We start from the raw sequence: 16,244 nt of genomic DNA on the forward strand, positions 1-16,244 counted from the left end.
TCATAATAATATTCTCTGCACTTTATCTAAAGGACAAAAATTACCTGATAACAAAACAACCGGCAACTAACTGAGAAACATTAGCCGCCGGTAGTAGTTATAAACTTGTAATATAAATTGGGGTTTCTGTAAAATATAGCCTGAATGCTAGATAATACCAACTATTATATATGCTCTACGTCAGTAAATTTAACCAGCACTACATACGTTCCTTCCAATTTTACTTGCCACGACCATCTTGGATTTACAGAGAAAGTTGCTGTGGTGGGGAGGCCGGCAATTGGTTTAACAAACTTGCTTGGTATCCTGTAATACATCAAAAATCCCCAGTCGGTTGTTGGTGTTACATACTTTGCCAATGGGAAAGGAGCCACTTCAAAGTCGCAGATCATGGAAGTATCGTTCTTTGTAACCGGGTTAAACTTGGCATAGTTTTCAAATACCGGCCTGTCGCCCCGCTGTATGATCTCGCCTGTCCTGGGGTTAAATGGTTTATTATTTTTATCAACCATTTTTAAAATTACCCTTGCGCCGTCGGCAGATATCCTGGTGCAGGTTACCACAGGATTTTTAAGCGGTGTAACGGCCCCGGTGGCATCATTAAAGGCATTCGCAACATCATCAGTAATTGCAAAAAGGTCATCGGTGGTAGGGTCAACAACGTTAATGTTAGCCAACGACGGGAATACTTTAGTACCGGTAGGGTTTGTAAACTGTATATCAAATGTGTACCTGCCAAGCGGTAAATTTATCGATGCCTTATTAAATGTTAATTGGCCGCTAACCTCGTTAAATGACATAGGGGGCACTGTTTTGGTTTCCCTTTTCGCGTTTAACTGTGCCACCGTGGTATCTGTTGCGGCATCAAAGGATAAACCTTCTTTAAATGTCAATATCTGGTATGGCGTGGTAAATTCCTTTGGGGCAGGGCTGCCATCAACACCTCTTAAATTAAGCATTTTAAAGCTGTATGGCGGTGTTGAACCATCGGCATTTATCCTGTCAGACTGGTAAAGGATCAGCCCGCGTTTGGCCAAAAGCTCGTTATCCTTATAACGGATAGCGTCGCTTTGAAAACCGGTCGGGATTTTTTTACAGGCAACAACACTTCCTAAAAGCATTATGCCAAGAATATATTTTTTTACTTGCATATAATTTATTTTTTAGATACGGTGTGTATAAAATCTACCTAATACACACTGTATTAGATTGTTGTTAATTAATTACCGGTTGATTGTGCATTGAAAAACAAACGATGGTAGCCATTTAAAACGTGAACTATCCCGGTAGTGGTAATAATGCCGGAAGTTTGAACATCAACAGCCTGGTCTTTTTCGTCATCGGGAATAGTGCTTGGGTCAAGCTGCAAATCGTCCCTTGATCCGATTACCTTTATGTAATTAACATAATCAACATGATCTACATAGCTGCCATAGTCAAATGACCGACGAAACTTGATCAGGTACTGTATGGCAGAATTAGGCTTTCCTGGCTTTGCCGGGATAGGGCCAAGTAAACTATTATAAAGCTTACCCGATACAGTGATTTGGTCCCTGTTTATTTTACCTGCAAACATGTAGGTTTTTAAAGAATCGCTTAATTCTTTTGATGGAATGTCCTTAATACCAAAATCAAAGTTTTCGTTCCCCGTTTCAAGCGACTTTTGAAACTTTTTGGCTGCTACATAGGGTACAATACCATAGTTGGTGGTAACAAAAAAGGTAATGTTGCTGTTAACTACGTCCTTTAAGCCGGCCTTGTCAATGATCCTGACCAAAGAATCAAACTGGGGTTTTGATTTCAGGTAATCGTACGTTGTCATATTAACATGGGGGTCGCTTACGCCGCCATCGTTTTTATAGCCATCTTTTTTGCACGAAGCAATTAAAAAGACTGCAAAGCATAAACATAATATACTTATATATTTTTTCATGATATTCTCTTGTTTAGTACTATACATTTTATTACACTTTACCAAGCCAGTATTTAGTTTGTTTTAATAACGGGTTTTGCCTGAATAAAGCAGGATCAACCGGCCAGTAATAACCCTCGGCTTTAAATCGGGGCAATGTTAACCAGTCCACATGATTTTGGTATTCCCTGGTTCGTAGCAGGTCATAAAATATCTCGCCTTCCAGGTAAAACTCTTTACCACGCTCAATACCATATTCATACATCACATCGCTTAACGACCAACTGTCGTCTATCAAATACGGGTTCTTATCAAACCTTGTGCGCCAGTTATTTATGATTGTAATTGCGGCGGCTTTATTTCCTTTGTATAAAGCTATTTCGGCCTTTAACAACAGAAAATCACTTAACCTAAAGATGATCATGTTGTTGCTCAGGTACGGGTCAAGCTTTTGGGCCAGGTTTCTGTATATAACATTACTATACTTGGTACACATGGGCTGGGTAGAGGAAACCAGTTCAAAGTTTTCTTTATAACGTATATCGGTCGATCCGTCACCGTAATGATCACTCAGGTACCTCGGCACTACAAAATCGCGCGGATTGGTAGTGCCCTGGTTTATGTAGCTTTGGTTTAAAAAATTAATCCCGATACCTGCGTTTGAGCCTTCGAGCGTATTTTCGCTCATATTAATTTCAAATATGCCTTCTGATGACCTGCCAACAAAAACGCTTTTATATTTGCTGGTATCGGGAAGTGAATAACCTCCGCGGTTTATTAAAGCATTAATTGTTGTATCGGCGCTATTTACGTCGGTAGGGTTTGGCACATCTGATGTTACATCAAGCATTGTTGCTCTCCAAAGGTACAAATGAGCAAGCAGCGCATATACCGCACCTGCGTTGGCAGTAACTTTGGCATCACCCGCACTGGCGTATGACCAGGTTAACAAACGTGCCGCTTTATGGCAATCATCCTCTATCAGTTTCATTACATCAGCTTTTGGACTTCTTGCTAATTGAGGAGCAGTAAGCGGATCGTCATAAGCTTCGGTAACTATCGGAACATCGCCCCATACCCTAACCATCATAAAATAACTTAGTGCTCTTAAAAATAAAGCCTGTCCAAGTATGTCGTTTCTGAACGCAGTAGGATTATCTACAGCTTTCAACTGATCATCAGTCATTTTCGACACATTTTTAATCACAATGTTAGACATCGCAATAGCTTTATAGTAATTGGTATAGTTACCCAAATTCTGCAGGTTATATTGAAATGTGTAATCGCCATTTTGTATACCTTCAAGCCCATCGCCATTATATTGAATAGTAAAATAATTTTTAGCAACGGCTTCGCCGTACATATAATACCTATCGTTATAGTTAGTTATCGCAGCGCGCACCAGTGCATAATTACCGGATATAGCATAGCGGGCATCGTTCGCATTTTTCCAGAATACCTGCTGGTATGTTGAGTTTTTAGGTACTTGTTCCAGCAATTTCTTGCATGAACTTAGGCTTATAAAAACCAGTATACCACAAAATATGCTTAATTTTTTATATGTATTTCTCATCGTTATTTCTGTTATAGATTAATTTCAAAACCTAATGTATATTTACTTGGAATAGGATAGCCCCCGCCATTATATTCGCCGTAAGGGTTTACAGCTTCGGCATCCGGCAGGTTTTTAGATTGCTGGAACATTTTCACGTTATCGGCAACAACGTATATTCTAAATTTGCTTAAGCCAAGTTTTTTTAATGCATTTTTTGGAAAATCATACCCGGCGTTTATACTCTTAATCCTAAAATATCCTCCTTTTGTAAGAAAAAATGTTTGGGCACTGGTATAGTAATATCTGTAGGTTCCTATATCATATTTAGCATACGTTGCGTTTGTGTTGGTAGGTGTCCAGATATTAACCTTGCTTAAATCTGGTGTCGAATAGGCTGCAAAATTGTTTACAGCATTGCCATCCGTTGAATTTGTAAACCTGTCAGAATCAAACAAGTTCAGTACATCTCTGTCAAAAGTGAATGTACAGAAAATGCCGAGGCTAAAATTTTTGTAATTGAAGTTGTTTGTCCAGCCACCGGTGTATTTAGGGTTAGGATCGCCCGATACTTTTTTATCGGGGTTTATACCACTGTTAAAAGTATCTATAAAGTAATCTCCATCCAAATCGGCCACGTAAAAATCACCCGCCTGGTATGTGCCGTTACCATTACGGTATTTTTCGCCCGTTAACGGGTTTTGAGGCACGCTTGCATTAGTTGGGAAAACACCTTTAGTTTGGTACAGGTAAAACGCGTTGATAGGACTACCCACTGATAAAACGTGCGATTTATCAAACCTGTCGCCGCTCAAAACCAAATCCCTGCCGCCATTTGGCAAGCTGGTAATAATATTTTTATTGTAAGAGATGTTTAAGCGTGAACCCCATCTGAAAGCACCTTCAAGCGGGTTTGCCGATAATGTTAATTCAACGCCTGAGTTACGCACACCAACAGAGTTGGTTAACGCTATATCGTAACCGGTTGTTACCGGCAAATTTACCCCAAAAAGCTGTAATGAATTCTCTTTATCATACACATCAAATTGAATTGCGTATTTACCGTTTTGTATTTCAAGATCAGTACCTATGTTCCATTGTTTCGACCGCTGCCAGCTTAAGTTATCCTGGGCCGCGCCATCATAAAAATTAGGGGTTACAGATGTTACGCCATTATAGGAGGTAGCACCGCCATTGCCATCAAAACCACCGTTATTTACACTGTAAAGGTTATACTGCAGGTAGTTATTATTAGGCAAGCTACCAGATGTACCAAGACTTGCCCTTAATTTAATCAGGGTGAAAATAGTACTTGGATTATCTTTCATAAATGATTCTTCGGATATTAACCAACCAACTGATGCGGCCGGGAAAAAGCCCCATTTATGATTTTTACCAAAGCGGGATGAACCATCAGTTCTTGCACTTAGTGAAAACAGGTAACGGCTATMATAATCATAAGAAAGCCTTGAGTAATAAGATACTAAGCCGTACGCCTGGTAATCAGAACTGGCATCAATTTTTGATTGCTGGAAACCGTTAACAACCTGGATATTATCTGACGGGCCGTTATAACCAGAGGCTATAGTATTTTGAAATTGGTTATAGTTAATATCCTGCCCTACAATAAAGCTTATGGTATGTTTTTTAAATACATTATTATAAGTCAAAAAGTTAGACGTGGTTACCGCAATAGAGTTGTCGGCATAGCTATATGAATAGTTACCCTGGTTATTTTGTAACAGATCGCTCCTGCTTAAATCCCTGCGGTTTGTGTTATATAAATAGGATGACTGCGAGTTGAATGAAAGGTGTTTAGAAAAATCATAAGATAAATTTAAATTGAATGTAAATTGATTACTTATGTTTTTATCTAAATTTTGGCTATAAGCACCTAAGTAATACGCTTTTTTATCAGCATCTAAATTCAGTAACGATGAAGGCATATTTCCCGATCCCAAACTTATTGGACTGGCATTATTTCCATTACCCCTGGCATTATCAGTACGCGAATAAGCAACCAGTGGGTTAATAGTTAATTTACCGTTAAGCGCGTGCGAAATAAGATTTAACCTGGTTGAAAAACGTTTAAATCCTGTAGCCTTAATAATACCCTGCTCGTTATAGTAACCGGTGCTAAAACGGTATGTTGAGTTCCCGTTACCGCCGCCGCTTAAGCTTAGATCGGTATTGTTAATTTTTCCGGTTTGATAAAAAAGACTCTGCCAGTCGGTGTTACCGTTAAAAGCCGAATTTAAGCTATCTGTTAAAATGTAAGGCAGTTGTTGTTGCTGGTCATAGGTTAGCTGGCTTTGCAAAACACCCATTTTTTGCCTGCGTTCTGTAGTACCTAAGGTTACGTCCCTTAGGTTAGGGCGTTGTGTAAGCCCAACATATGACCCCAGCGTAACACGCGGTTCGCCGGATAGGCCTTTTTTGGTGGTAATCAATATAACCCCGTTTGCCGCCCTTGAACCATAAATTGCCGCTGCCGATGCATCTTTCAATACGTCGATAGTTTCAATATCAGCCGGGTTTATACCAGCCAGGTAGTTGGCGCCCGTACCTGCGCCCGGCCCTACGTATTGTTCTGTTGGCTGTGGCACACCGTCGACAACATACAAAGGGCTGTTTACCACGTTATATTCATCATAGCCGCTGCTTACTAATGAGTTACCCCTAACCGATACCGTTGGTGTTGCACCGGGCATACCCGAAAAGTTTTGCACGTTAACACCAGAAAGCCTGCCCTGTAAAAGCTGATCAAAACTTGCGGATGGCAGGTTGGCAAGCTCCTTTGCCGATATACTGGAAATAGCCGCTGTTGATTTTTTCCTGGTAATTTTCTGATAACCGATAAGTACTACCTCGCTCAGTGTTTGCTGATTTTCCTGCAGTACTAAAGTAACTGTGTTTTTGTCACCAACCGTTACTTCAAAAGGTAAAAACCCTACGGTTGTACCAACCAAAATAGCTCCGGCTTTGGTGGTCCGGATGGTAAATTCTCCTTTTTCATTTGTAGTAGTCACGTTTGTGGTACCCTTTTCGGTCACAGTAGCAGCTATAATAGGCAAATTGTCTTTATCTACTACTTTTCCCCTTACAACCGTTTGAGCAAACGCTAGCCGGGGAATTAGCCAACAAAGAAAAAGGCATACAATCAAGAGTTTCCTGTAGAAAGTAATTTTTTTTTTCATAGTTAATAGTTTTTTAATAAATAGTGTTAATTAATAAAATCAAATATATATTTCAATATCAAATTATACATGCGTTATATTACCCAATTTCAACATTATTTTAACATTTCTTAACACTTTAACTTTTGCAAATACTTCATTTATACCCATTTAAAAGAACATAGCATAGCCACTACGACCATTTGTCGCACTAACATATTATTACTAATAATAAATATAAAAACTTAGAAATATATAGTTAAATAACCCCAGCCACGTGGCATATTTTGGGTATCGAAAGCTTTATGTTTTATTCCTTTTTCGACATCAACAAGATAGTATTCGCTTGGGTTGCCGGCCACTCTTTTTCCGTACCAGAATTGTTTACCGTTTGATTGCCAGTTTGGCCTGATGCTATAATTAAGCGGCAGCTTTTTCCATGCCGAATCGAGCTTATCAACATTGGCATAGGTTTGCAACATCTGTGCATGGCTGGGTAAGTACGGTGTAACCCCGCTTTGCTGCGCATAGCCTACAGCAGCAGTAAACACCGCAATAAACAAAAAGGGGAACAGGTACAAACGTCTGCCATGCATAGAGATAAGATTGGATTCACTAAATTAACTAAAACCGGCCCCTGAAATTTCATTAAATTATCAATTATTGACCAATAATTATCTATTTGTTAATAATATTGGCTTTCTTTTGATAAAAGCGTTTACCAAAAGGAGTTCTTTACAGTTTCAATTCTATATCATAGGCTTTTCAGATCACAGTTTTCACTAGGTTGATGCGATCTAATATTTAAATTAAAACGCTGCAACATACGGGGTCAGGAAATCGTCTTGCCTGTTTTCCAAGAAAATCAGAATTGCAGAAACACCCACGCGATGCGGGGTAATTGCAAATAAGTCGTCGCCGGCTGTTCGCTCAAATTGATTAAGCGCCATTTGACCCTGGGATGGGTTTTAGGATTTGCTGCGCCCGGTACAGGTTGTCGGTAGCCTGAAGTATTTTGTCTTTTAACTTCGGATTGTAGCTGGGGTGCTGTTTCAGGAAATCATGCACAATCTGGCAGGCTTCTTTGCTTTGGTAGCTGCCAAACACTGCGGCCAGCCATGATTGCGGAAAGAAAACGTCGCCGGTACGTTGAATTTCTTCAAGCAGTTCCAGGCTTCTGGGCAGGTATTTGATGGATGTGCGTTGTCTTAACGGGTGATTTAAGTAACTCAGCCCGGTGGTTACCCAGGCTTCCTTTGCCCTGTTTGTGCGTTCGGACAGGCTGTTGAAAAATGCGTCGCGTTCCTGTACATTTAAGGAGAGTGCCGGCATGAGGAAAGCCAGCCTGTTCCTGCGTTCAGTATTGCTTATCCGGGCTTGCTGCTGTTTTAGTACCGAAGTAACTGTGTCACTTTTCAGGGCTATGGAAAGTGCCATTGCTGTATAATCATCTTCGGCCAGTTTAATGCCGGCGGGTGGTTTTTGGGTTAACCATATCTGGTAAATACGGCTTGTAGCTTCGGCACTTAAAGCGATGTTTTGGTAAGCGCCAAACAGTATTTTTTTATTATTCGCGGCTGTTTGCAGCTCCATTGCTTCCCATAGGGTATGCGCTAACCCGGTGCTTAAAGCCAGGCGGTCTTCGGGTAAGGTGAACGTCCAGTATATGCTGGTAAGATAACCGGTAAGCAGGCGCAGGTTCATCTCGTTTTTTTCTATGCTGATACTGTGCAGGTAAAGCTTTAATAATTCAGCCGGCTTGAAAGCACGCCCGGCCAGCATATGCTCATACGCATTTATATAAGCCGATGCGCGTTGCAGAGGGCTTTCCAGGTTAAACAGGCTGGCCGTCATTGCTTTATCCGGCGGGAACAGCCCGTAGCCCGTCCCATCCGAGTTAAACAGGATGAACGAGGGTTTTGCGAGGCCTGCCGCTGCCTTCAGTACGATTTGCTGTGCATTCATATTCACCGGGATGGCTTTGCAGTGATCCGGGTAAACCAATGTGAGCTGAAATACCTGCGGCCATAGGCGTTGTGCTCCTGCTTCCGGATGCTGGCTGATGACCAGGCGGCTGATTTTGTTTCCGCTATAATTCGCTTTATAATCAAACACCGGCCTGCCGGGCTGGCTTACCCAGACCTTGTTCCAGGTATACAGGTTGGCCGTGCTGTATTTGCTCAGGATGGCGATCAGTTCGGGCCAGGTTGCATTGCCGTAGGCGTATTTTTTCAGGTATTCGCGTACGCCTTTTCGGAAACTGGTCTTACCCATCAGGCTTTCCAGCTGGCGCATCATAATGGGCGCTTTATGGTAGATAATATTGCCGTAGAGCGAACCGGCCTCCTGTAAATTATCCAGTTGCTGACGGATAGGGTTAGCACCCATGGTCCGGTCAACTCCATAAGCCGCGGGGTAATGGTCCTGCAAAAATTTAAGGTTAAACGTTTCGGTACCCATTAATTTTTCGGTCACCTTATCGGCCATAAAGTTGGCAAACACTTCCTTCATCCAAACATCGTTGAACCATTCCATGGTCACCATATCGCCAAACCACATATGCGCAGTTTCGTGCGAGATCAGATTGGATCGTGCGATCAACTGATCTTTGGTCGCACCTTCATCTAAAAACAAGCTGGAAGCTTTGTACTGTACCTCGCCGGGGTGTTCCATACCGCCAAACTGGAAATCAGGTATGGCCACAAATCCTACTTTTTGAAAGGGGTAAGGTATGCCTGTCCAGTTCTCTAAAAAGCTGATAGCATCCCGGTGTGCCCTGAATATGGAATCGGTGCTTAATTTGATTTTGGTGGAATCGGTTTCCCTGTGCAGAAATTCGGTGCTTCGTGTGCCGGTCACCTGCTTTACATCCGTATACTTCCCTGCGGTAAAGGAGAATAGGTAGGTAGGCAGTTTGTCGCTGGCATTAAAAAGGTAATTCCTGAATTCTCCCTCATCATTTACGTTCTTTAGGATACCATTAGCTAATGCTTTCCATTCCTTTGGCACCTTCAGGCTTAAATTAAAAGTTGCTTTCAGGTCAGGCTGATCAAAACAAGGGAAAACGGTACGGGCGCGGTCGGGCACAAACAATGCATATAAATAATCATCGTTACGGTTTAATGATTCGTTTCCGGCAATAAAATTAACCGTGATATCGTTACGCCCTGCCTTTAAATATTCAGGGGCAATAATGATATGTTCGTTCTTCGCCTCAAAAGGGATTGCTTTCCTTTGGGCCGACCGTACATTTTTAATGTGCTGCGCATCCTGATTAAAATCTATTTGTAGCGGCTGGCCGGTGTCTTTTAAATTAAATGTGATATGCGCCACACCGGTGATATCATCAGCCCGGTTTAAAGGGACTATAAATGACAGGGTATATCCTACCTTACTGATGACCGAATGCCTGTACTGTGCCAATTGGTACGACACGCCTGCCGCTACAGGTATGGGTTTAACTTTTTGTTGCGTTATGGCTACAGCGTTTGAGCTCAGCAACAATAATATCAGTTTTAATAATTTCATGCGTTGATTTAATATCCTAACATCTGGGTTATCGCGCCAATGCTCATCCAGGTCATGGTGCCCACGACCAGCACGCCTAAAATAGTAAGCCATAAGGGTTGCTGGTATGTTGCTATGATCTTTGACCGGTAAGCGGCAATCAGCATCACGCCAAGCGCAATGGGCAATATAAAGCCGTTTATGGCGCCAACGGCCAGTAGTATTTTCACCGGTTTACCTATCGCTAAAAAAATAAAGCAGGATATGATAATGAAGCCTATGATAATTTCGCGGTTCCATTTCACTATCAGCGGGCTAAAACTTCTGATAAACGAAACGGAAGTATAAGCGGAGCCGACTACGGAAGATATACCTGCTGCCCAGATGATCACCCCGAATAGTTTATAACCAAGCTGCCCGGCGGCCAGTTGAAATACGGAGGCCGCCGGATTAGCAGGATCGAGCTTGGCGCCGGTAGTTACAACACCCAAAGCGGCGATAAATAACAACAGCCGCATCAGCGATGCTAACCCGACAGCGCTTAAAGCGCCACGATTAACGACAGGCAAATTTTGTTGTCCGGTTATCCTGGCATCGAGTAAGCGGTGTGCCCCGGCAAAAGTAATGTAGCCGCCTACCGTGCCGCCCACAATGGTTAGCACCGCTGTAAAGCTAAATTGGGTGGGATTCACCGCCCGGATTGCCGCTTCGGCCAGTGACGGGTTACTGACATAAGCAACATACAAGGCCAGCCCTATTTTCAGGCAACCCATGCATTTAGCAAACAAGTCCATGGCTTTTCCGGATTCTTTATAGATAAATATGCCTATGGCCACAATAGCGCTCATGACGGCCCCCTGCCCTGTGCTAACGCCAAACAATACATTCAGGCCCAGCCCGGCCCCGGCGATATTCCCTATATTGAAAGCCATACCGCCCAAAAACACCAGGAACGAAATAAAATAACCCAGGCCGGGTAAAAGCTGGTTGGCGATATCCTGCGCTGGCTGATCGGCTACGGTGATAATGCGCCAGATATTTAACTGGGCAATGGCATCAAGGACAACAGATAATAAGATCACAAAGCCAAAGCTGGCGCCTAACTGTGCCGTAAATACGGCGGTTTGTGTTAAAAACCCGGGGCCTATAGCTGATGATGCCATCAGGAAAGCGGCGCCTGTTAAAACGCTCCAATTGTGCTGTTTTTTCATTTATTGGGCCGGGGCTTTTATACTGATGCCTTCGGCTTTCAGCCTTTCGCTGATCTTTTTGGCAAATTCAACCGCATGTGCGCCATCACCGTGCAGGCATAGCGTTTCGGCTGTCAGGCTGATGGCTTTTTTATTGGCCGATATGACTTGTTGTTGTTTCACCATCATGAGCACCTGGTTGATAGATTGTTGTTCGTCGGTAATCAGCGCGTTACTTTGGGTGCGCGGGGTAAGCGTGCCGTCGTCCTGGTAAGTGCGGTCGGCAAACACTTCTGATGCGGTAGCCAAACCCAGTTTTTTAGCCCAGGTAATCATTTCGCTGTTGGCCAGTCCGTATAAGATCAGCGAGGCATCAAAATCATGCACAGCCTCGGCAATAGCTTTAGCTAAATTAATATCTTTAGCGGCCATATTGTATAATGCCCCGTGTGCCTTTACGTGGTGAAGTTTTCCGTAAGCGGCTTTAACAAAGCCCGATAAGGCGCCTATCTGGTACAGGGTCATCTGGTAGGCTTCATTAGCTGATATTTTCATCTCCCGTCTGCCGAATCCCTGCAAATCGGGTAAGCCGGGGTGGGCGCCAATGGCTACGCCTTTTTTAACCGCCATGCCAACCGTATGCTGCATTACTTCGGGGTCGCCGGCATGGAAACCGCAGGCTATGTTGGCCGATGTGATATAGTTCATCAGGGTATCATCATTGGGCATGGGGTAGTTGCCAAAGGCCTCACCCATATCGCAGTTCAGGTCTATGCTTTGCATGATATCAATTTATAAATATTTGATTTGTACAGCAGTAGTTAGCTGATGTAACTGTTGTTCACGTTCAATATACAGCATTTCTGCTTCACGCCGGCTGATCTCTTTAAAATAAATGGCATCGCCTGGTTTTAGCTGGGCGCACAATGGCATATCTACTCCCGCCACCTGTGCAATGCGCGGATAACCGCCTGTGGTCTGGCAATCGGCCATTAAAAGCACCATGCTGCCGCCGCCGGTAACCTGTATGGTGCCGGGGGTTACGGCTGTACTCAGCAATTCATCTTTCTTGAGACGCGCTATCATTGCGCCTTCCAAATGATACCCCATACGGTTACTTTGTTGACCAATGAGGTATGGTGTTGACAAAAGATCGGTGATACTCCGGCCATCAAACCAGCCAGATTCGTTTCCTCGTACCATCCTTATCGTTTTACGGTCGGCAGGTAAAAAGCATTGCCGCGATATGCTCCATGCGGGATAACTGATTTTTTCGTTATTAAGGCTTTTTAATATTTTTTGTATGCTGTCAGATAGTCTCTCATCGTTTTTTAAGACATCTCCTTTTTTAAGCGCCCGGCCATCCAGCCCGCCAAAACCGGCAGTTAGGAAAGTGCTTTTACTTCCTAAAATTTCCGGCACATCCCAGCCCCCTGCAACGGCCAGGTTGGTGCGGCTGCCGTATGGGTTATTTGTTAATTTTATGGTTGTTCCCGATGGAATAAAAAGAGGGCGTCCGGCCGGTAATCTTTGTTCGCCTGATTGTAATATTGCTCCATCGCCGGCATAAGCGATCAGCAAATCGGTTTCGGAAATGAACTCCGCATCTGCATAAGTAAATTCAATTACCGCTGCGTTGTCTCTGTTACCTACAGCTTTGTTGGCTATCCGCGCCGATAGTGTGTCCATAGCTCCCGATACCGGCACTGCCTGTGAAAGGTACTGGTAACGCCCCATATCCTGTATGGTGCTCATGAAGCCGGGCTTTACTATTCTTATCTGCATGTTACCCGGCCATTAATTTGTTAAATTCCTTTATATCGATGGCCTTAAAGATCACCGTATCACCAGGCTTTAATAATGATGGCTGCCCGCGATTCAGGTCAAACAATTTCAAAGGCGTTTGCCCGATGATCTGCCAGCCACCAGGGGTTTCCAAGGGATATACGCCTGTTTGCTGCCCGGCTATGCCGACTGCTCCGGCCGGTACGGACTTTCGTGGCGTTGCTTTGCGTGGGGTAGCCAAGCGTTCGTCCATACCGCCTAAATAGGCGAAACCCGGGACAAAGCCTATCATATAAACTATATAGGTGGCTGTACTGTGGAGTTTAATTACCTCGCTTGTGCTCATCCGGTGCAAACTGGCTACCTCATCCAAATCAGGACCGAGATTTTCACCATAGCATACCGGGATAATAATGGTATCTCCTTTAATCGGATTAGCTGTTTTCTTCTGCAGATTTAAGTCATTCAGGTAACCCGATACTTTTTCAAAGCAGCCAGCGCCCGGTAAACAAGATTTAATCACTACAACAGGATCATAAAAAACGGTCAGGGTGGAATAGGCTGGTGTGGTTGTATGGAAACCCGGAAATGGCCGCTGATAAAGCAATGCGTTTAAACTATTGACCGCGTCTGATAAATTCCCTGCAATTTGTTGTCCAAACTCAACCGTAACAGCCACTTCGCTTAAATAATAAATTTTAAAGACTCCGTCAGGCATGGGTATATTTAACTGTTAAGCAACCGGGTTTTATTTGGATAAATCTCGGCAATACTATTTATAGTTGCAATTATACGCCGGCATTCCATAAAATTAATGGAAATCAGGTGTTGGTTCGTTTTAATACCCGGATGGACTACAGCAGGCTAAAGACAAACAAAAAATATAAATAACCTGGAACGGGCGGGTTTAAAAAGTTGCAGGTTAACGAACAAAAGCAAGCCATAAAGCCTTTATTATTAAGCATCACTTTGGCGCGATATAGCCTTTTATATCAAGCTAAAACTAGGTAAAAGTGTCAACTAACATTTTTTTTACCCGGGCTTTCCGAGGCAGGTCCGCTTTGTGTCTCAGTTATCTGGTTAAATAACTGACTGAGTAGCCAATGAAAACTTGCCAGTTGCAAATTAAAATCGAAACTTAATACGATTGTTAAATACAGGGAGATACATTTTTAATTATTCAAGAGTTCGGTTTTTCCGAACTGTTGAATTTTACCTAGACCAAAAGACCCCGGTTTATTTCCTATTGCTGACACAATAATTCCACAGTCCAAATTTTGGCGTTTAAAAAATAACCCGTAAATTGGCCTCTGTAAATCAGAAACGATGATTTGCCTCATGGTAAGGTGGTTACCGAAGAAAGACTCATAATCTTTTGGTCCCTGGTTCGAGCCCAGGTGGGCGCACAAAAATGGTAAAATCCCGCTTCTATGTCAGAATCGGGGTTTTTGCTTTAGAATATTTACATCCATTTTCTCAATATGCAGTTTATCTACTATACAGAGATTTTTTGGGTTCGATGTTTCAGCAACTCAGACAGATCTTCGTTTCATAAGATGAATAAATCTATTCAACCAATCCCCGTTGTTTATTAGCCTCCGCAAATTGCTGAATATCGTTGTTGTTGAATACTACCAACTCAATAACATTTGCATGGCGCCGTAAAAACGGGGGAACAATTTGAAGCGCTTCTTCTTTGCTGTCGAACTCACTGATGAAAAACGATTTGTGAACGCCCGATTTGCAGCCCCACCAGGCATGTGAAAGCAGGTGTGAGCCCGACCCTACAAACAATTTGATCACGTGCTGGCATTCAACAGTGTTTTCTGAATGGGGAATTTCTATTAGGTAAGTTGTCATTTTTTTAGGTTTAATTGGTGAAATAATCATTAGGGTTGCTTTGCTATAATCCAAACCAACGGGCTTTTCGGCTCGAGCCAAAATGTTGCTTATCAATTACCAGGGCTTCAGAAGCATCATGATGAATGCCAAAGGGTTTGGGGCCAGAGAAAAAGTCAACATCAACACGCGCCACCTCACCTTTACCAAATTCAATATAGCAAGAGCCTGCACCAGTGTAAGCACTTTCGTTTTCTTTTCCCCGATAAGCCGCAATAATAGAAGCCGCGGCAATTTTTGCAGCGCCTTCGGCGAATACGCCGGCCTTTGGTGTGCCTACGCTGGTTACATCGCCAATTGCGTAAACATTTGGAAACCTGGTCAATAAATTTTGCCTGTCAACTGGTATCCATCCGTCAACCGTCAAACCGCTTTGCAATACCACATCCGGCGCAACGTGCTTTGGAATACCAAGAAACAGATCGAAAGGCATTTCAGTTCCATCATCAAGAACTACAGTATTTGCGCGAAGTGATGCCACTTTGTGCTGCGGTATGAATTGAATACTTCTTTCTTCAAAAGCCTTGATCAAAGCTTTCGAGGAATCTGGCGACGGAGGAATTGGAGATCCAAACGGTATCACCAAACTTATTGTGCAGGCATTACGTACGCCGGCTCTGGTAAGATGATCGTGCAGCATCAGCGCTGCTTCACTGGGTGCCGGCGGGCATTTAAAAGGCGCTCCGCATACACCTACAATAGCATGGCCTTTCCTAAACCGGGCGATGTGATCCCTCAATTTTTCTGCACCTTTAAAAGTATAATATTCGTTGCCGTGTTCAGCGAGTCCGGGGGTTGCATTAATGTTGTAATTGGCACCAAGCGCTACCACCAATACATCTGCCTCATGAGTTCCGTTTTGCGTAGTAACAGTTCTGGTTAGCGGGTCAATAGCCGTGATTGTTTCTTTACAAAACCTTACGCCCGGTTTGGCAATACTGCTATAAGATATTTTGACTGCATCGGGTGCTTTGTAACCAAACATAACATCCAGCTTTGAAAAGCCAAAATAAAAGGAATCATTCTGATCTATTAGCGTAAGATCAAGGCTCTCCCCTATCGTTTCAGAAAGTATGGAGCTGAGCTCTAACCCTCCAAAACCAGCTCCCAATACCACCACACGTAATTTCATTTCCTATTTTTTATGTTTGTTTAAAAAATATTTTTGAGATAACAGCCAGGGACGGGCATAACCCTGTAACAGCTCCAAGAATAAAACCAGC

At 43.1% G+C, this 16,244-nt stretch carries 12 protein-coding genes; all 12 read right to left on the reverse strand.

Annotated elements, in window-relative coordinates:
* Window positions 1-164 precede the first annotated feature (164 nt).
* Window positions 165-1,151 (reverse strand): hypothetical protein, encoded by a 987-nt coding sequence (locus AC1DO4_RS07025; protein WP_477414224.1) that lies wholly within the window; start codon window positions 1,149-1,151, stop codon window positions 165-167.
* Between the two features lie 68 nt (window positions 1,152-1,219).
* Entirely contained in the window at window positions 1,220-1,933 is a 714-nt protein-coding gene (locus AC1DO4_RS07030) for a hypothetical protein (RefSeq protein WP_477414226.1), read from the reverse strand.
* Window positions 1,934-1,964: 31 nt separating this feature from the next.
* Complete coding sequence (locus tag AC1DO4_RS07035; RefSeq protein ID WP_477414228.1) at window positions 1,965-3,485, reverse strand: RagB/SusD family nutrient uptake outer membrane protein; 1,521 nt, start codon at window positions 3,483-3,485, stop codon at window positions 1,965-1,967.
* 11 nt (window positions 3,486-3,496) lie between these two features.
* The gene (locus AC1DO4_RS07040; protein ID WP_477414230.1) at window positions 3,497-6,661 is read right to left on the reverse strand and encodes a SusC/RagA family TonB-linked outer membrane protein; all 3,165 of its coding nucleotides are present in this window, start codon (window positions 6,659-6,661) and stop codon (window positions 3,497-3,499) included.
* Between the two features lie 224 nt (window positions 6,662-6,885).
* A complete protein-coding gene (locus tag AC1DO4_RS07045) occupies window positions 6,886-7,236 on the reverse strand; it encodes a hypothetical protein (protein ID WP_477414232.1) in 351 nt (116 codons plus the stop codon).
* A 343-nt stretch (window positions 7,237-7,579) separates the two neighbouring features.
* On the reverse strand, window positions 7,580-10,261 hold the full coding sequence (locus tag AC1DO4_RS07050; protein ID WP_477414234.1) for a M1 family aminopeptidase: 2,682 nt from the start codon (window positions 10,259-10,261) through the stop codon (window positions 7,580-7,582).
* Window positions 10,177-11,358 (reverse strand): NRAMP family divalent metal transporter, encoded by a 1,182-nt coding sequence (locus AC1DO4_RS07055; protein WP_477414236.1) that lies wholly within the window; start codon window positions 11,356-11,358, stop codon window positions 10,177-10,179. Before AC1DO4_RS07055 ends, AC1DO4_RS07050 begins: the two co-directional genes overlap by 85 nt.
* On the reverse strand, window positions 11,359-12,120 hold the full coding sequence (locus AC1DO4_RS07060) for a LamB/YcsF family protein (protein WP_477414238.1): 762 nt from the start codon (window positions 12,118-12,120) through the stop codon (window positions 11,359-11,361).
* Window positions 12,121-12,129: 9 nt separating this feature from the next.
* Window positions 12,130-13,122, reverse strand: coding sequence for a 5-oxoprolinase subunit C family protein (locus tag AC1DO4_RS07065; protein ID WP_477414240.1), 993 nt, complete (start codon window positions 13,120-13,122; stop codon window positions 12,130-12,132).
* Between the two features lies 1 nt (window position 13,123).
* The gene (gene pxpB, locus AC1DO4_RS07070) at window positions 13,124-13,840 is read right to left on the reverse strand and encodes a 5-oxoprolinase subunit PxpB (protein WP_477414242.1); all 717 of its coding nucleotides are present in this window, start codon (window positions 13,838-13,840) and stop codon (window positions 13,124-13,126) included.
* 848 nt (window positions 13,841-14,688) lie between these two features.
* On the reverse strand, window positions 14,689-14,982 hold the full coding sequence (locus AC1DO4_RS07075; RefSeq protein WP_477414244.1) for a hypothetical protein: 294 nt from the start codon (window positions 14,980-14,982) through the stop codon (window positions 14,689-14,691).
* A gap of 43 nt (window positions 14,983-15,025) precedes the next feature.
* Window positions 15,026-16,153 (reverse strand): NAD(P)/FAD-dependent oxidoreductase, encoded by a 1,128-nt coding sequence (locus AC1DO4_RS07080; protein ID WP_477414246.1) that lies wholly within the window; start codon window positions 16,151-16,153, stop codon window positions 15,026-15,028.
* Window positions 16,154-16,244: the final 91 nt, after the last annotated feature.

Source organism: Mucilaginibacter sp. P5_A6 (genome assembly GCF_056400585.1).